The sequence below is a fragment of the Paenibacillus sepulcri genome (assembly GCF_042647105.1).
In the GTDB taxonomy this organism is placed as follows: Bacteria; Bacillota; Bacilli; order Paenibacillales; family Paenibacillaceae; genus Paenibacillus_Z; species Paenibacillus_Z sepulcri.
In genome coordinates this window covers 594,492-611,335 of the sequence record NZ_JBHRUP010000001.1, presented here as the reverse complement: position 1 = coordinate 611,335, position 16,844 = coordinate 594,492, and the positions used below count along the sequence as shown (strand labels likewise).

17 protein-coding genes are annotated in these 16,844 nt (G+C 52.6%); 11 read left to right on the top strand and 6 right to left on the bottom strand.

Annotated features, from left to right (window positions below):
• Window positions 1-234 precede the first annotated feature (234 nt).
• From glgB to ACFOLF_RS02675, 5 genes are all read left to right on the top strand, one after another.
• Window positions 235-2,169 (top strand): 1,4-alpha-glucan branching protein GlgB, encoded by a 1,935-nt coding sequence (gene glgB, locus ACFOLF_RS02695; protein WP_210039937.1) that lies wholly within the window; start codon window positions 235-237, stop codon window positions 2,167-2,169.
• Window positions 2,170-2,232: 63 nt separating this feature from the next.
• Window positions 2,233-3,399, top strand: a complete 1,167-nt coding sequence (locus ACFOLF_RS02690; RefSeq protein ID WP_210039938.1) for a glucose-1-phosphate adenylyltransferase — start codon at window positions 2,233-2,235, stop codon at window positions 3,397-3,399.
• Entirely contained in the window at window positions 3,396-4,508 is a 1,113-nt protein-coding gene (glgD, locus tag ACFOLF_RS02685) for a glucose-1-phosphate adenylyltransferase subunit GlgD (protein ID WP_210039939.1), read from the top strand. Before ACFOLF_RS02690 ends, glgD begins: the two co-directional genes overlap by 4 nt.
• Window positions 4,509-4,563: 55 nt before the next feature.
• Window positions 4,564-6,006: a glycogen synthase GlgA gene (gene glgA / locus ACFOLF_RS02680; protein WP_210039940.1), complete on the top strand. Its 1,443-nt coding sequence runs from the start codon at window positions 4,564-4,566 to the stop codon at window positions 6,004-6,006.
• A 2-nt stretch (window positions 6,007-6,008) separates the two neighbouring features.
• On the top strand, window positions 6,009-7,976 hold the full coding sequence (locus ACFOLF_RS02675; RefSeq protein WP_210039941.1) for a glycoside hydrolase family 15 protein: 1,968 nt from the start codon (window positions 6,009-6,011) through the stop codon (window positions 7,974-7,976).
• 201 nt (window positions 7,977-8,177) lie between these two features.
• On the opposite strand, the gene ACFOLF_RS02670 is transcribed toward ACFOLF_RS02675, so the two are convergent.
• The 6 genes from ACFOLF_RS02670 to ACFOLF_RS02645 form a co-directional block, all read right to left on the bottom strand.
• On the bottom strand, window positions 8,178-8,306 hold the full coding sequence (locus tag ACFOLF_RS02670) for a sporulation protein YjcZ (RefSeq protein ID WP_210039942.1): 129 nt from the start codon (window positions 8,304-8,306) through the stop codon (window positions 8,178-8,180).
• A gap of 157 nt (window positions 8,307-8,463) precedes the next feature.
• Window positions 8,464-8,934, bottom strand: a complete 471-nt coding sequence (locus tag ACFOLF_RS02665) for a spore germination protein GerPE (RefSeq protein WP_210039943.1) — start codon at window positions 8,932-8,934, stop codon at window positions 8,464-8,466.
• On the bottom strand, window positions 8,931-9,173 hold the full coding sequence (locus tag ACFOLF_RS02660; RefSeq protein ID WP_210039944.1) for a spore gernimation protein GerPD: 243 nt from the start codon (window positions 9,171-9,173) through the stop codon (window positions 8,931-8,933). Before ACFOLF_RS02660 ends, ACFOLF_RS02665 begins: the two co-directional genes overlap by 4 nt.
• A gap of 13 nt (window positions 9,174-9,186) precedes the next feature.
• Window positions 9,187-9,978 carry a spore germination protein GerPC gene (gene gerPC / locus ACFOLF_RS02655; protein ID WP_210039945.1) on the bottom strand — a complete coding sequence of 264 codons (792 nt, stop codon included), beginning with the start codon at window positions 9,976-9,978 and terminating at the stop codon, window positions 9,187-9,189.
• Window positions 9,979-10,006: 28 nt separating this feature from the next.
• Entirely contained in the window at window positions 10,007-10,210 is a 204-nt protein-coding gene (locus ACFOLF_RS02650; RefSeq protein ID WP_210039946.1) for a spore germination protein GerPB, read from the bottom strand.
• A 9-nt stretch (window positions 10,211-10,219) separates the two neighbouring features.
• Window positions 10,220-10,441, bottom strand: a complete 222-nt coding sequence (locus ACFOLF_RS02645; protein ID WP_210039947.1) for a spore germination protein — start codon at window positions 10,439-10,441, stop codon at window positions 10,220-10,222.
• A gap of 214 nt (window positions 10,442-10,655) precedes the next feature.
• Between ACFOLF_RS02645 and ACFOLF_RS02640 the strand changes: the two genes are divergently transcribed.
• From ACFOLF_RS02640 to ACFOLF_RS02615, 6 genes are all read left to right on the top strand, one after another.
• Window positions 10,656-11,081, top strand: coding sequence for an Hsp20/alpha crystallin family protein (locus tag ACFOLF_RS02640; protein WP_210039948.1), 426 nt, complete (start codon window positions 10,656-10,658; stop codon window positions 11,079-11,081).
• 179 nt (window positions 11,082-11,260) lie between these two features.
• Window positions 11,261-11,461 carry a hypothetical protein gene (locus ACFOLF_RS02635; RefSeq protein ID WP_210039949.1) on the top strand — a complete coding sequence of 67 codons (201 nt, stop codon included), beginning with the start codon at window positions 11,261-11,263 and terminating at the stop codon, window positions 11,459-11,461.
• Between the two features lie 150 nt (window positions 11,462-11,611).
• Window positions 11,612-13,681: a bifunctional aldolase/short-chain dehydrogenase gene (locus ACFOLF_RS02630; protein WP_210039950.1), complete on the top strand. Its 2,070-nt coding sequence runs from the start codon at window positions 11,612-11,614 to the stop codon at window positions 13,679-13,681.
• 37 nt (window positions 13,682-13,718) lie between these two features.
• Window positions 13,719-14,099: a sensory rhodopsin transducer gene (locus ACFOLF_RS02625; protein ID WP_379113342.1), complete on the top strand. Its 381-nt coding sequence runs from the start codon at window positions 13,719-13,721 to the stop codon at window positions 14,097-14,099.
• Window positions 14,100-14,126: 27 nt separating this feature from the next.
• Complete coding sequence (gene rhaI, locus ACFOLF_RS02620; protein ID WP_210039952.1) at window positions 14,127-15,347, top strand: L-rhamnose isomerase; 1,221 nt, start codon at window positions 14,127-14,129, stop codon at window positions 15,345-15,347.
• A complete protein-coding gene (locus ACFOLF_RS02615; RefSeq protein WP_210039953.1) occupies window positions 15,344-16,819 on the top strand; it encodes a rhamnulokinase in 1,476 nt (491 codons plus the stop codon). Before rhaI ends, ACFOLF_RS02615 begins: the two co-directional genes overlap by 4 nt.
• Window positions 16,820-16,844: the final 25 nt, after the last annotated feature.

Sequence of the window (16,844 nt, the reverse complement as noted above, 5' to 3'; positions counted from 1 at the left end):
TCCGGCAGAAATTTAAGGTGAATCTCCACATAAATGGAAACTATTGTGTTATGTTGTGATGGCAATTTGTATAAATTAGAATAAGCCATAAGGCTTAGCTGACTGGCGCAATTTTCAGAAAATAGAGTGCCAACTTGAATACGGCGGTGTATAATGAAAGAAAATCGCGCATTCATGTCAGAAAACTTGACAAATATTTAACAATCATTTTTCTTGGGGAGGTCACTGCCGCTCATGATAAATGCCGCATCAATCGGTTTGTCCACGCGCGATTTATATTTGTTTAACAAAGGCAATTTATATCACAGCTACCGGACCTTAGGCGCTCATCCCATTCGCCTTGGCGATGAAAGCGGCGTCCGTTTTGCAGTGTGGGCCCCGAATGCCCGCAACGTCCGTGTAACCGGCTCCTTCAATGACTGGAACGGCGAGAGTCATGCCATGCAGAAGGTGGGAGAGACCGGGATTTGGAGCCTGTTTATTCCGCAGATCGGTCCAGGAACGCTGTACAAATACGAAATCGAGACGATTCAGGGGAACCGTCTGCTGAAATCCGATCCTTTCGCTTTCCAGTCGGAGCTCAGACCGAAGACGGCTTCCATAGTGGCGGATCTGGGTAAATACAGTTGGCGCGATGAGAAATGGCAGCGCCGCAAACAGGAAGAAAGTCCTTATCATGAACCTATGCTGATCTATGAACTGCATTTGGGCTCATGGAAGAACAACGGCAGAGAATTGTTTTGGACTTACGAGCAGATGGCCGGCGAGCTCGTGGATTATGTGGTTGAAATGGGATATACCCATATTGAGCTGCTTCCGATTACCGAGCATCCTTTCGACCAATCGTGGGGCTATCAGGTGACGGGCTACTATTCGGCCACCAGCCGCTACGGTTCTCCGGAGCAGCTGATGCTTCTGATCGACCGCTGCCACGAGCGCGGGATCGGTGTTATTCTGGATTGGGTTCCGGGCCATTTTTGCAAGGATGACCATGGACTCCGGTTATTCGATGGAACGCCGATCTATGAAGGAATGAACCCTCTGCGGGCGGAGAAGCCCTTATGGGGGACGCTCGCATTTGATTTTGGCCGGACCGAGGTGCAGAGCTTCCTCATTTCGAATGCGGTCTTCTGGATGGACGTCTTCCATGTGGACGGTCTGCGCGTGGACGCGGTCGCCAGCATGATCGATCTTCACCTGGATAAGCCGCCGGAGATGCGGACTTATAATAAACACGGGGGCTCGGAGAACACGGACGCCATCCAGTTTCTGAAGCATCTTAATGAAACGGTATTTCATTATTTCCCCGACGCGCTGATGATTGCGGAGGATTCCTCCTCCTGGCCGGCCGTCACATCACCCACCTACATGGGCGGTCTTGGATTCAACTTCAAGTGGAATATGGGCTGGATGAATGACATGCTCCGTTATATGGCGCTTGACCCCGGAGAGCGAATTCACCACCATAATCTGATTACCTTCTCACTGGTATACGCATTTTCCGAAAACTTCGTTTTGCCGCTTTCCCATGATGAGGTCGTGCACGGCAAAAAATCACTGCTGAACAAAATGCCCGGCACCTATGAGCAGAAATTTGCCCAGCTTCGGCTATTTTACGGTTTCTGGATGACGCATCCCGGCAAAAAACTGCTCTTTATGGGGAGCGAATGGGGCCAGTTCGATGAATGGAAGGATGCGGAATCGCTGGATTGGCAGCTGCTCGAGTATCAATCCCATCATCGTATGCACCATTATGTGAAGACGCTGAACCGTACATACGCCATGGAGCCCTCGCTGTGGGAGCGGGATTGTGATCCCGGCGGCTTTGAGTGGATCGATGTGCACAATGCCGCGCAAAGTGTCGTCGTCTTCATGCGCAGAGGCCATGCGGCCAACGAATTCTCGGTTTCCATATGCAATTTCTCCAACCAACAGCTTCAATCCTACGTTATTGGCGTCCCCGAACCGGGTCAATACCGGGTCGTTATAAATAGTGAGTCAAACACATTTGGCGGTGCCTGGAAACATGTGCCGGATATCATTGAGAGCCGCGCTGCTGCCTGGCATGGAAGAGCGTGCAGCCTGACTGTGGATGTGGCTCCATTCAGCTTTCAATTACTCACTTATGTTCAAGGGGAAGGGCCGCAATCTTTCCAGAAATTTCATTAGCGTTTATGCAGGCGGACTTAATTACTGCGGTGGCGAGCTGCAGTAGAAAAGGAGAGAGTGTCCATGGGCAGAAAAAGAATGTTAGCGATGCTGCTTGCAGGCGGAGAAGGCAAGAGGCTGGGTGTGCTGACCAAAGATTTGGCGAAGCCGGCAGTTCACTTCGGCGGCAAATATCGGATTATTGATTTCACTTTAAGCAACTGCACCCATTCGGGCATCGACACAGTAGGCGTGCTGACGCAATATCAGCCGCTGGTGCTCAATACTTATCTGGGCATCGGCAGCCCCTGGGGACTTGACAGGCGGGACGGCGGGATGGCTATACTCCCTCCTTATATGAAACAAAAAGGCGGCATGTGGTATAAAGGCACGGCCAATGCAATTTATCAGAATATGGGCTTCATCGATCGTTTTGACCCTGAATATGTGTTGATTATTTCCGGCGATCATATTTATAAAATGGACTATGAGCTGATGCTTCAGCAGCATGAAGAGCGCGGGGCGGATGTTACCATTGCTTGTATTGAAGTGGGCTGGAAGGAAGCGAGCCGTTTCGGAATTATGAGCATCGACGATGATGGCGGCATCACCGCCTTCGAAGAGAAACCGAAGGTGCCGACCAGCAACCTGGCCTCCATGGGCGTCTATATTTTCTCCTGGCCGGTGCTGCAGCAGTATCTGATCCGCGACGAAGCTAACCGCTTGTCGGGCAATGATTTTGGCAAGGATATCATTCCGGCTATGCTCCAGGACGGAGTCAAGCTGAATTCCTACACCTTTGACGGCTACTGGAAAGATGTTGGTACACTGGAAAGCCTGTGGGAAGCGAATATGGATCTTCTCTCCGACGAGCCGGCTCTGGACCTGAACGACCGCAATTGGAGAATCTATTCCGTTAATCCCAACAGGCCCGCCCACTTCATCGCGTCTGGCGGTGAAGCCTCCCATTCGCTTATTACCGAAGGCTGCATAGTTGAAGGGCGTGTTCACCGTTCCGTCCTGTTCTATGGCGTGCAATGCGGTGTTGATAGTGTTATAGAGGAATCGGTAATCATGCCGAATGTCAAGATTGGCCGGAATGTGCGAATCTATCGCACGATAGTCGGGGAAGGTGCGGTTATTGCCGATGGCGTGACGATTGGCAATCCGGACAAGGGACCGGTTACGGTCATTGCAAGCGACGAGAATGTGACCCTTAGCAATACTCTGCAGGAGGTGGAGCAGCCATGAATTCCAACATACTTGGTGTGATCAATCTGATCCATGAATCGGATGAGATGGAGTCGCTCACGGCAGACCGCTGTCTGGCCACCGTGCCCTTCGGAGCGCGTTACCGTCTGATTGATTTTACATTGTCCAGCCTGGTCAATTCGGGTATTTCCAAAGTGGCGATATTCGCCCATACCAAATACCGCTCCCTGATGGATCATCTGGGATCGGGCAAGCATTGGGATTTGCATCACCGGCAGAGCGGATTATTTATGCTTCCTCCGATTACGGATGATGTGAACGAAGTGCGGCGGGGCGATCTGTTCCACTTTTACCAGCACCGGGATTATTTTATGCGCAGCCAGCACGAATTCGTTGTCATTACACGCAGTCATATGATATGCAATATCAACTTCGAGCCCATTGTTGCCGAGCATAAAGCGAGCGGCGCGGATATCACCGTTGTCTGCAAGCGGCAAATGGATCTGATGGACGGGAAAGCGCGAAAAGTGCTGATTGATGAGAGCGGCAGAATTACGGGCATTCAGGACCATTACGGCCGCATGGAGAGCGACCTTGTCTCGATGGAAATGTACATCATGCGCAAGGAGCTGCTGATGGAGCTGGTTGAGACTTCACTGGCCCAGGGACAGGATCATCTCGTGCGCCACGCCATAATGTCGCGTGTGGATAAGCTTCATATCCAGAGTCATATGTACGAGGGATACCTGGGAATTGTCAATACCGTTTCCAGCTACTATCAGAACAGCATGCAGCTGCTGCGTCCAGAAGTGTGGAAGAGTTTGTTCTTCGAACCTGGTGTTGTTTATACAAAAGTCAAGGATGAGCCGCCTGCGCGTTATGCGGAAGGGGCGAAAATGAGCAATTCCCTGGTTGCTAACGGCTGCATTATCGAGGGGACGGTCATCAACAGCATCCTGTTCCGCGGCGTTCATGTTCATAAAGGCGCTGTCGTCCGCAACAGCATTGTTATGCAAAATGGAATCATTGGCGAGAATAGCAATGTCAATCATGTAATCCTGGATAAGGATGTAACGATCGAGCCAAGCCGCGACCTGCGCGGCGCGGAGTCCTCGCCGTTCCTGGCGATGAAACGCAAAGTCATCTAGCTTCTTGTCTATGGATTGGATAGGGCAGATAGAGAAATAGAGGTGGAATCATACGATGAATATCCTGTTTGCCGCTTCTGAAGCGGTGCCGCTGATCAAAACCGGAGGCCTGGCCGATGTTGCCGGGTCTTTGCCTGCCGCTTTGAAGGAGAATGGCGCAGAAGTCCGTGTCATTCTCCCCAAATATGAAGCGATGCCGGAAGCGCTGCTTGCCGGTTTTGAACGGATTGCTGAATTCCATGTACGGCTGGGCTGGCGCGATCAGTACTGCGGCCTTTTAAAGGGAGAAATCGACGGAATCGTTTATTATTTGATTGACAACGAGTATTACTTCAAGCGCGGCGGGCTTTACGGCTACGGCGACGATGCCGAACGCTTCGTATTTTTCTCATCTGCGGTGGCGGAATCGTTGTTTCATATGGATTATCGCCCTGATCTCGTTCACTGCCATGACTGGCAAACCGGGCTCGTTCCGTTCCTGCTCAAAACGAGGTACCGGGATGAGACGATCACCCGGAATATAGCAACTGTATACACCATACATAATTTGCGTTACCAGGGTGTGTTCGGACAGCAGCAATTGATGGACCTGCTCGGCAGCGGAGATGAGCTGTTTGGCTCGGAGGGCATTGAATTCTATGGCGGCGGGAGCTGCATGAAGGCCGGTCTTCTCTATGCGGACAAGCTGACAACCGTCAGTCCCACCTATGCGCAGGAAATACAGACGGAAGCCTACGGCGAGCTGCTGGATGGGCTGCTTCGTCAGCGCTCGGGAGATCTGACCGGTATCGTGAACGGCATCGATACGGTTTCCTTCGATCCCATGAATGATGCGGCTCTTCAGGTTCCTTACAGAGGATCATTGCCGCGCAAACGAAAAAACAAGCTGAACCTGCAGCGTGAGCTGGGACTTGCTGAATCCGAGAGCATGCCGCTGATTGGCGTGGTTTCCCGGCTTGTGGACCAGAAGGGTTTTGATCTGGTGGAGGCGGTGCTGGAGGAGATTCTGCAGGAGGATGTGCAGATTGCGGTGCTGGGGTCAGGGGACTGGCGGTACGAGCAGCTGTTCAACGATGCAGCGCGGAGACATCCCGGCAAGCTCGCCGTCTGGCTGGGCTTTAATGACGGCCTGGCAAGACGGATCTATGCCGGAAGCGATATGTACCTGATGCCCTCGCAGTTCGAGCCCTGCGGCCTCAGCCAGCTGATTGCGCTGCGCTACCGCTCGGTTCCGATAGCCCGTGAGACCGGTGGTCTCAAGGACACGGTGATCTCGTATAATGAGTTTACGGGACAAGGAAACGGCTTCACCTTCACGCATTATAATGCGCATGATTTGCTCTTCACGGTGCGCAGAGCGCTCTCGTTCTATCGGGACGAGGTGGCGTGGCAGAAAATTGTCGCCAATGGAGCCAGGGACGACTGCAGCTGGACGAAGTCCGCGAAGTCTTATATGAATCTGTACGATGAAATTCTGTCGAATCGAAAGGAGAACTGACTATGGCTCGCCATCTTGTGATTGGCAATGGTAAAATCCTCGTTAATCTGGATCAGAATTGTTATATCCGCGACATTTATTATCCCTTTGTCGGTCAGCTGAATCATGTGGGGGGACAATACTGCCGCTTCGGCATTTGGGCGGCCGGGCAATTCTCCTGGCTGGAAGAGCCCGATTGGACGTTCGAGCTTGGCTATGTTGAGGATTCGCTCGTCACGAACATTATCGCGCGGAATGATCGCCTTGCTGTGGAGCTGCATATTAATGACGGCATCCATCAGCGTGAATCTATTTACCTGAAGCGGGTCGTCATAAGAAATAAAGCGGACGATGAGCGGGAATTCCGCCTGTTCTTCCATCAGGATTTGATGATTGACGGCTCCGAGGTAGGAGATACGGCAGCGTATTATCCGGATAATCATACCCTGTTTCATTACAAAAGGTCCTCATACTTTATGTTTAACGGCTTCTCGGACGAAGGCGGGATGGTGCAGTATACGACCGGCATCAAGCGGTTCCACTCGGCCGAAGGCACATGGCGGGATGCGGAGGACGGCACCTTGATGGGCAATTCCATCTCGCAGGGCTCCGTTGACAGCACGATGAGCTTCCGTACGGTCGTGCCGGCTGGCGGAGAGAAAACCGTGTATTACTGGATGTCGATCGGCAAGGATCTCGAAGAAGTTAAAAGTCTCAACCAATATGTGCAGGACAGCCATCCGGAGAAGCTGCTCAGCCGGATTGTGATTTACTGGAAGCATTGGCTCCACCGGGCGGAGATCGATCTGGGAGATCTTCCGCCGGAGGTTGCGAGAATGTTCAGGCTTAGCCTGCTGATCGTACGCACGCAGACAGATGAGCGCGGAGCCATCGTAGCTGCCAATGATACCGATATTCTGCAGTATAACCGCGATCATTACAGCTATATGTGGCCAAGGGACGGAGCGCTTATTGCCGATGCCATGTCGGCGGCAGGCTTCCAGAGTGTCATTGCGCCGTTCTTCCACTTTTGCGCACAGACGCTCTCGCCCGAAGGTTATTTGTTCCATAAATACAATCCCGATGGGACTGTTGGCTCCAGCTGGCATCCTTATATTGTACAGGGAAGCCGCAGACTTCCGATCCAGGAGGATGAAACGGCGCTGGTTCTGTTTGCCTTGTGGAAGGATTACATCCGCAATCAAGTTATCGAGCTGCCGCAGTCGCTCTACAATAATCTGATCCGCAAGGGTGCGGCATTTTTGAGCGAATATATTGAGCCGGCCTTGTCTCTGCCCAAGCCCAGCTATGATTTATGGGAGGAACGTTACGGGATATGGACGTATACCGTGGCTTCCGTATACGGCGGTCTGATGGCAGGGGCATTTTTTACGGAATTGTTTGGCGATTACGAGCGGAGCGATCATTTCCGCGATACCGCCAGGATGATTAAGGAAGGAATGCTGAAGCATTTATGGGATGAGGAAACCGGACGTTTTGCGCGCGGACTGATCCAGAAAGATAATTTCTGGGTGAAGGATATGACGCTGGAAAGCAGCTTGTTCGGTATTTGGGACTTCGGCGTTCTGCCTGTCGATGACAGCAGAGTAGTCAGCACGATGAATGCGATCCGGGAGGGCCTGTCGATCCGCAACGGGATAGGCGGGGTTGCAAGATACACGAATGACTACTACTTCCAGCAATCGGGAGATATCGATAATGTGCCGGGCAATCCATGGATTATATGTACGTTGTGGATCGCCAACTTTGATATTGAATCTGCACAAGGTCTGGCCGACCTGGAAGGTCCGCGCAAGGCGCTGGAATGGGCTATCGAGCATGCCTTGTCCAGCGGTCTGCTGCCGGAGCAGGTTCACCCGGGAGACGGAACGCCGCTTTCCGTGGCGCCGCTTACCTGGTCGCATGCTACTTATGTGCAGACCGTCAGCCGCTACGCCGCCAAATATGCTGAACTGGCTGTAGTAAAATAGTGGGTCGTACAGTTCACAAAAATCAAAGAAGAGCCTCTCGCGGAAAGCGGGGCTCTTCTTTGATTTATAGTGTCTGGATCATGTTTATATCATATTGTTGGCAGGAAATCTCACCTTCCGGTCAAGAGCAGAGAGCTCATGCGGAAGCATTCCACATGGTCCAGACATCGCGGATTGTTGATTCCATATTGGCTGCTTAACTTAATATACGCCGGCACGAAGAATAATGACCAATAGAATGAAGAGCACAAGGACTACGCCTGTACATCCCCATATGCCGCCGACTACTGGTCCGCAGCCTACGCCGCCAACCCCACCTGGGTATCCCATATTGCATACCTCCTGAGTGTTTGATTTGTGATGTTTGTTATCACATATTTGTATGACCAATCCGCATCGTTTGGACGTTTTATACCGTATGCATTTGCAATTGGTTATATATCCTATATGCAATTGATATAAAGGCGGGCTTGGCAGAGCGGTGATATCAGGGCGGGGCTTCCGGCAGTCCCGGGGAAGGGAGGGGCTCGGCGAATTGACGAATATTCTTGATGCGGGACTCAGCGGTTTCAGTCAGGCCGTTGCCGATCAGAATGTTCGCAGCAGCGCTTATGGCGATAATCTGGATGCAGCCAACACGGATGGCAGGCTGTCTATGACAAGTTGTCATCTGCACATCATCGTCCTCTTCAGCCGAACCCGGCTTTTCGGGAAAAACCTGCCTCGGCCGGTTATAGATAGAATAGGCTTCAAAGTAGACATCATTTTTCGACTCATGATCGCTTTCTCTTTGAACAGCCAATGCCCTCAAAGAAGCATTCACCTCCGCCCGGTCTCCGAATTGCACGACGGAAGCGTCGCCAGCACTGATCAGATAAAGGTAGCCAAGCTCCGATACACGGATGGGATAACAGAGGTTCGAATCGTTACCCGGATTCTGGGGTGTTCTCATGCTCATGACGAACTGCTCTCGGTATCGGGATTACTGGCGGAATCCTCAGCCTCCGCTTCTTGTGAGTCAGCAGGCGCGGATAGCGGTACGAGCGGACCCACAATAACCGATTCCGGCGGCGTATCGAACATGGAATAGAGATTGATTTGCCCGGTATCCCCGACCTGCAGGATGGAAGCACTGGCCACAGCGGTGAGCTGGATGCAGCCTACTGACAATGCATGATTCACAACATTCAAATTCATGGCAGCTTTTCTCCTATTCATTCTTGTTGGTTGCTTGGGACGCAAGGCTGGTTACATAGCTCTGAAGCGCCGCATCGATATCGCGGGTTGTCTTCTGGATGATATCCGACTTCAGCTCATCCGTAATCTGGGGCGGGTTTTGGTCATTTGTCTTTCCTTTGGGCAGTGCGACATTTATATAATATTGAATCCGGGGACTCATTTGCTTGCGGATATCCTCCACAATCAATTTGCGGTGGAAGGGGTCAAGCGTGATGCCATAACTTGCTTCAAGCTGCGAGAGAATGACAGGCGCCCGCGTACTCAGATAAAAATCAATATCGCGGCGGATTTCGGGATATGGTGGACCAGGCATGGTCGCATCCGGCGCGCCCGAGGCAAATGCGGATGGGAACTGATTGGGGCCGCTAAGCGCCTGATCGTTCACATCCCCGAGGGGTAAAGCACCGTTATCAGATGTAAAGGCAGAGGCTGGGGGGACGGCCGCAGGCGAAGGAGCGCCGGGAATGACAAGCTGGCCGATCTCCTTCATTTTCTCCTCGCTGGGAGGGGTCATGCCGATGTTCAGCGTTCCATCCAGCTTCTCCACCTTCAACTGGTCAAAATGATATTCCATGCGGTCGATATGATACTGCGGCTTTGTCTCTGCGGATTTCAACCGTTCGTTTAAGCTTTCCACCTGTTTGCTGAGCGAATCGATTGCGGCTTGCTGTGCTTCCAGTCGGATGTGCAGCTGTTGAACCCTTTGGGACCATGCCATCCACACCTGTTGGGGGGAATAGGCGGGTTCGTTATAGGATTGCATGATACGCACCTCCTGAAGGACTTAATAGCTAAACCGGATTGGGCAGAGGAACAAAGGAAAGCGGATTTTCTTCGCCGAATTGCGGCGCAGGACCGGTAAAGCCCCCGGTATTGTAGAGCTGGGACAGGGAGCGCACAGATCCCGCTGTGCCGATCTGAAGGACAGATGAATTCGTAACGCTATCCACCCGCAGCTGGTGAATGGTGATGTTTTGATGAACAGTCCAATTCATGGAGATGACTCACCCCGCTTGGGATTTTATGCTGTCTGCAATATCCGGTTCAGAGGTATCCGCCGCGCTGACGGCATGATCGGCATTGGCCGGACTGCCTGTGAGGAACGATCCTGGACCGGCATAGGTTATCGATATGCCCGAAGGCTTTCTCTGGAAGGAATCACTTGACGGGATGAATGGGCTTGAGCCCACCCGGATGAAATTGACAAAACCGATGACAGCAGGCATTGTTTCCCACTCCCTTTCTTATAGGCTGAAATTGCCATTGCTGCTTAAGGGCAGCTTCCTCGCATCCAAAGCTGATGTTACATCCTATGCGGCAAGCGCCCAGTGGTTCCTTTTGCGTGTCAACTGCAGATCTTTTTTTGGGTGATGGAGTGGCAGCGCATTTGATGCCGGCATATATTAAACAGGCGATTCTGGAGCGGAGGTATCAATCGATATGGCAGAGGGGTTTGACGATCTGGAGAAATGGATGGAGAAGCAGCGGCTTCCCAAAGACTTTGATATGCTTAGCCAGCCTGACTGGATTGGCGATTATGTCCGGAGCATGATGGTCAAGGCGATTCCAGCTTCATCGTCGGTACTAAACGCATCCAGGGCGGAGATCACAGAGTCCAAACAATATATAATCATTATATATCCGCTTGGCGGGAATGCTGACTTGAGCCGGATCAGGCTGGTTGCACAGGAAGACCGCATCAGGCTGTCTGGTCACCGGGAGGGGGAAACGGAAGTCATCAAGCTGCCCAGGATGGTGATTCCCGACTCTTGTCAAGCCAGCTATGACGGCACTCAGCTGAAGGTCCGGCTGCGCAAACGTCCCCGCAATAAGCGATCTTTCGAAGCCAAAATCCATGGGAGCTGAAGGGGGAGGCGTTTGCCTTTTACAGGGACAAGCCCGGGTTGCGACAGGAGCTTTGGCGAAGCAGCATGTAAAATGTCAATAATTTGTCCCATCTTCAGGTTGGCGGCAGGTGGAAAAAAGCCGGATCAATCGCTTATAATAGATGCTAATGGTCGGAAAAAGCAAAAGGAGTGGTCGAATTGACAGTTGGAGATATCAGTGCCATATCCGGTGGTTTGTTTGCCACGGGAGCCATATTCATCCTGCTTATCTTTTCACTGCTGAGCTTCGGGATTCTGCGTATGTTTCAGCATAAAATCCGCACAGGCTGGTTCAGCTTTGCCGGAGCGGTGGTCAGCGCTGTTGCATTCGGGTTGATTCTGAACCAGTGGTTTGTATAGCGGATTTACTTCGGTACCTCTATAAAATAAGGCATATTCGTTTATCGCGAATATGCCTTATTTTTGTATATACAGAAAACCAAAGCTGTGATACCATAAAAACAAACACAAACAAAATAAAACAATCAAAAACAAAGGTGATGACAAAACATGGCTAAATCATTATGGGAATCGCAAAAAGCATCTGCACTTGAAAGCGGCGTCGAAGAACTTGTTTATCGTTCCAATCTGATCGGCACTGACCGGACCGTATGCAACTGGGGCGGCGGCAATACATCAATGAAGACGGTTGTGAAGGATTTCCGCGGCCGCGATGTCGAAGTCATGTATGTCAAAGGAAGCGGCTCCGATCTGGCCTCTATGAAAGCGAAAAATTTCACGGCTCTGCGCATGGAGGATATCCGTCCATTATTCGAGCTTGAGAGCATGTCCGATGAAGACATGGTCGCTTATCTGGCGAATTGCATGATCGACAGCAAGCACCCGCGCGCATCCATAGAAACTCTGCTGCACGCCTTCCTTCCTTTCAAGCATGTGGATCATACTCATCCGGACTCTATCATCAGCCTGTGCTGTACCGACAATGGCCGCGAGCTGGCAGTAGAAATCTTCGGCGACCGTTTCGTCTGGGTTCCCTATGTCCGTCCCGGCTTTACCCTGTCGAAAATGATCGCGGAAGGGGTGCTTGCCAACCCCAAAGCCGAGCTTGTGCTGATGGAGAAGCATGGTCTGGTGACATGGGGGGAAACCTCTGAGGAAGCCTACAACAAAACGCTGCAAATCATTACCGAGGCGGAGGAATATATCGCAGGCCGCATCGATGAGAACGCCGTATTCGGAGGCGCGCGCTACAGCTCTCTGGAAGCTGGCAAAAGACGCGAGCTTGCTGCTGCCGTCATGCCGACGATCCGCGGCGCAGTCAGCGCGGAGAAGCCTATGCTGGCCGTCTTCGATGATGAGGCTGATGTGTTGGAGTTCGTCAATGGCCGCGATTCGGCAAAGCTCTCCCAGGTTGGCGCAGCCTGCCCCGATCATCTGGTTCATACCAAAATGACGCCGCTGTACATTGAATGGGATCCGGCATCAGGAACCCGGGAAACACTGATTCAAAGCGTAAAAGAAGGTATTGCCGCATTCAAAGCAGAATATACAGCTTACTTTGAACGCAACAAGAACGAAGGCGACGTCATGTTCGAGGCGGCTCCACGCGTGATTCTGATCCCGGGCATCGGCATGTTCAACACTGGCAAATCCCGCGCCAATGCTCAGGTCAGCGGTGCGCTTTATCATCGTGCCATTGCGGTTATGCGCGGCGCGACAGCGCTTGGCTCCTTTGTATCGCTCAGCGAAAATGAGTCGTATAATGTAGAATACTGGCCCCTTGAGCTGTACAAGCTGACGCTTGCGCCGGCCGAAACCGAATTCTCCCGCAAAATCGCCTTCATTACCGGCGGAGCGGGCGGAATTGGCAGCGAAACGGCCCGCCGTCTGGTATCGGAAGGCGCGCATGTCGTGCTTGCCGACCTCAATCTTGAAGGCGCACAGAAGGTTGCGGACGATATTAACGCCAAGCATGGCGAAGGCCGCGCTCTCGCCGTGAAGATGGATGTGACAAGCGAAGAGCAGGTTATAGCCGCTTTCGCTGAATCCGCCTTGTATTACGGAGGGGTGGACATTCTGGTGAACAACGCAGGGCTTGCCACCTCCAGCCCGTTCGAGGAAACATCGCTGAAAGAATGGAATCTGAACATGAACGTGCTGGGAACCGGCTATTTCCTTGTTGCGCGCGAAGCTTTCAAAATCATGAAAACTCAAAGCATTGGCGGCAGCATGGTATTTATCGGCTCCAAGAACTCGATCTTTGCTGGCAAAAGCGTTACGGCGTACAGCTCGGCCAAAGCGCTTGAAGCGCATCTTGCACGCTGCATCGCAGCGGAAGGCGGAGCGGACGGCATCCGAGTGAACACTATTCTTCCTGATGCCATTCTTCAGGGATCTGCAATCTGGAATTCCAATTGGCGCAATGAGCGCGCAGCGGCATACGGCATCGAGCCGGATCAGCTGGAAGCACACTACCGCAACCGGACAACACTGCTTGTGAACATCTATCCTTCCGACATCGCTGAGGGCGTAGCTTTCTTCGCCTCATCGAAATCAGCCAAAACAACAGGCTGCATGCTGACGATCGATGGCGGAGTGCCGGCGGCATTCACACGCTAAATTAACTATCCGCTTTTCTTACAAGGAGGAAATCGCATTGGCTGCAAAAAAAGGCGAAACATTATGGGTGATCCCGGACGGTTACATTCCACCGCAAAGCAGCGGGGAGCTTGAGAGCCACGAATCCATCTGTGTTCTGAATACCAATCATATGGACGCGCAATTGATCGTCAACGTTTATTTTGAAGACCGTGAACCGCTGGAAGGCATTACGGTGCTGGTTCCGGCCAAACGAACGCTTCATCAGCGTACTGCGCTGCTCAGAAGCGGCTCTGAGAGCATCCCGAAGGGTGTTCCCTATGCGATGGAAGTCATGAGCGATATTCCCGTTTATGTCCAATACAGCAGACTTGATGCGACACAGCCGGCCAATGCCTTAATGTCGGTGATGGCTTATCCGGTAAGAGATAACCAATAGTCCGGGAATGAGAGGATGATACGTACCATGAATGATCGCGCCTATGCTTTATTCGAAGAGCAGCAGAAGAGTCGCGGCATCGACATAAACAAGGCCAAGGAAAAGCTGAAATCCCTTCGTATTGAAACACCTTCTTGGGGCTACGGCGATTCAGGAACCCGCTTCAAAGTGTTCCAGAAGGTCGGCGTTCCCCGCAATCCGTTCGAGAAATTCGATGATGCTGCCGTAGTGCAAAAGCTGACAGGCCTCTGCCCGTCGGTAGCTATCCATATTCCTTGGGATAAAGTGGACGATTACGACAAGCTCCGCAGCCATGCGGAGGGTCTCGGTCTTCAAATCGGAGCCGTTAATCCCAATTTGTTTCAGGATGAGGATTATATGCTGGGCAGCGTAACCAACTCTGATGCCGCTATCCGCCGCAAAGCGACCGACCATCTTCTGGAGTGTGTAGATATCGCCAAAGCCACAGGCTCCCGCGATCTCAGCCTCTGGTTTGCGGACGGCACGAACTATCCGGGTCAGGCAGATATCCGCAGGCGCAAAGCGTGGATGCATGAAGCGCTGGCCGAGATGTACAAGGCGTTGACGCCGGATATGCGGATGCTGATCGAATATAAATTTTTTGAACCGGCTTTCTATCATACGGATCTTGCCGATTGGGGCATGGCATACAATCTGGCGGGCAAGCTCGGCGCACAGGCTTCTGTTCTCGTCGATACCGGTCACCATGCGCCTGGTACCAATGTGGAGCATATTGTCGCTTACCTGCTGGATGAGCAAAGACTGGGCGGCTTCCACTTCAACAGCCGCAAATATGCGGACGATGATCTGATTGTCGGTGCGATTAATCCTTATGAATTATTCCTTATTTTCTATCAGATTCTTGAAGCGGCGAATGACGTGAACAGCGGCATTCGCGGCGGTGCCGACGATATTGCCTATATGATCGATCAATGTCACAACATTGAACCGAAAATCCAGGCGATGATCCGTTCCGTATTAAACGTCCAGACCCAGTATGCCAAAGCTCTGCTGATCAATCTGGATGAGGTGCATGCGGCACAGGAAGCACAGGATGTCATGGCTGCCGAGGATGCAGTGCGCAGCGCGTTCGAGTTCGATGTAACACCGCTCCTGCATGCGGTGCGCGAGGAGCAGAATCTGCCCCTTGATCCGATGAAGGCTTTTCGGGAAAGCGGTTATTATGAGTCCGTTGCCCATCGCGGCAAAGGCGGAGCGAGCTGGTGAAGGCGCTCGCATTCGATCTTGGCGCAGGCAGCGGACGCGCAGTGCTGGGATGGATCGAGGAGGGCCGGATCGTCATCCGGGAGGTGCACCGGTTCACGAATGAGCCGGTACAGGTTGGCGGGCGTCTCTATTGGGACATCTTAAGGCTGTATCACGAAATCAAACAGGGTATCCGCAGTGCCTGGCGTGCTGCGGACGGGCAAATCGGCAGCATCGGCATTGATTCCTGGGCCGTCGATTTTGGCTTGATCGGCAGCAATGGCGAGCTGCTGGCAAATCCCTATCATTACCGGGACGGCCATACGACGACAGCCATCGAAGAGGTGCTGGAAATCGTGCCGGAAGCGGAGATATTCGCGCGCAGCGGGATTCAGTTTCTCCCTTTTAATACGCTGTACCAGCTCCATGCCATGAAGCGGGACGGGAATCCGTCGCTTGCGCAGGCAAAGCATCTGCTTATGATCCCTGATCTGCTGCGCTACTTCCTATCCGGTGAAATGCACAGCGAGTTCACGAATGCCTCGACTACGCAGGCGCTCAATCCCGCAACAGGGCTTTGGGATGAACGGCTGTTGACGGCGATCGGCATCGATCCGGCGATTATGCTGCCTCCGGTTCAGCCGGGCACGGCTGTCGGAGCTTTAAGCGAATCCATTGCGCAGGAGCTTGGCACCGCCGCAATCCCTTTGATTGCCGTTGGCGAGCACGACACAGCATCAGCTGTCGCAGGGGTGCCGGCACTCGAGCCGTCCTTCGCTTATCTGAGCTGTGGAACCTGGTCGCTGATGGGTACCGAAGTTCTTGAGCCGGTGCTGAGCGAGCATGCGCGTGCGCTGAATTTCACCAATGAAGGAGGCGTCTACGGGACGTACCGGCTGCTTAAGAACATCATGGGTCTATGGCTGCTGGAAGAGAGCAAGCGGGCATGGGAAAGAGAAGGCGGCAGCAAGCTGGCATACTCTGACCTGCTTGGACGTGCAGCTGCATCCGAGCCTTTCCGCTCTCTGATTGATCCGGATGACATGCGGTTTCTGAATCCGGCGCATATGCCTTCGGAAATTGCCGCGTATTGCCGGGAGACCGGTCAACCGGTTCCGGCATCGGATGGAGAGATTGTCCGCTGTGTATTGGAGAGCCTTGCCTTGAAATACCGTTATGTGCTGGAGAAAACGCAAGAACTGAGCGAGACGGTCTATGATGGACTGCATATGGTTGGCGGCGGCATTCAGAATGAAATGCTCTGCCGCTTTACGGCGGGAGCGCTGGGTAAGCCCGTATGGGCAGGACCTGCGGAAGGCAGCGCGCTGGGCAATCTTGCCGTCCAGTTTATCGCTTCCGGTGAAGCTGCCGATATTGCCGGGGTGCGCAAGCTGATCGGAGAATCCTTTGCTGTGAACGTGTATGCACCGGATGACTCTGGTATCTGGGAAGAACAATACGGAACTTGGCGGGAGCTCACAGGTCTGCAATAATGGAAATAAAGCCCGTGGCTTTTAC

Bases quoted from the DNA above. Each gene is read 5' to 3' on its own strand.
- glgB (WP_210039937.1), top strand. From the start codon at position 235: ATGATAAATGCCGCATCAATCGGTTTGTCCACGCGCGATTTATATTTG.
- ACFOLF_RS02690 (WP_210039938.1), top strand. From the start codon at position 2,233: ATGGGCAGAAAAAGAATGTTAGCGATGCTGCTTGCAGGCGGAGAAGGC.
- glgD (WP_210039939.1), top strand. From the start codon at position 3,396: ATGAATTCCAACATACTTGGTGTGATCAATCTGATCCATGAATCGGAT.
- glgA (WP_210039940.1), top strand. From the start codon at position 4,564: ATGAATATCCTGTTTGCCGCTTCTGAAGCGGTGCCGCTGATCAAAACC.
- ACFOLF_RS02675 (WP_210039941.1), top strand. From the start codon at position 6,009: ATGGCTCGCCATCTTGTGATTGGCAATGGTAAAATCCTCGTTAATCTG.
- ACFOLF_RS02670 (WP_210039942.1), bottom strand. From the start codon at position 8,306: ATGGGATACCCAGGTGGGGTTGGCGGCGTAGGCTGCGGACCAGTAGTC.
- ACFOLF_RS02665 (WP_210039943.1), bottom strand. From the start codon at position 8,934: ATGAGCATGAGAACACCCCAGAATCCGGGTAACGATTCGAACCTCTGT.
- ACFOLF_RS02660 (WP_210039944.1), bottom strand. From the start codon at position 9,173: ATGAATTTGAATGTTGTGAATCATGCATTGTCAGTAGGCTGCATCCAG.
- gerPC (WP_210039945.1), bottom strand. From the start codon at position 9,978: ATGCAATCCTATAACGAACCCGCCTATTCCCCCCAACAGGTGTGGATG.
- ACFOLF_RS02650 (WP_210039946.1), bottom strand. From the start codon at position 10,210: ATGAATTGGACTGTTCATCAAAACATCACCATTCACCAGCTGCGGGTG.
- ACFOLF_RS02645 (WP_210039947.1), bottom strand. From the start codon at position 10,441: ATGCCTGCTGTCATCGGTTTTGTCAATTTCATCCGGGTGGGCTCAAGC.
- ACFOLF_RS02640 (WP_210039948.1), top strand. From the start codon at position 10,656: ATGGCAGAGGGGTTTGACGATCTGGAGAAATGGATGGAGAAGCAGCGG.
- ACFOLF_RS02630 (WP_210039950.1), top strand. From the start codon at position 11,612: ATGGCTAAATCATTATGGGAATCGCAAAAAGCATCTGCACTTGAAAGC.
- rhaI (WP_210039952.1), top strand. From the start codon at position 14,127: ATGAATGATCGCGCCTATGCTTTATTCGAAGAGCAGCAGAAGAGTCGC.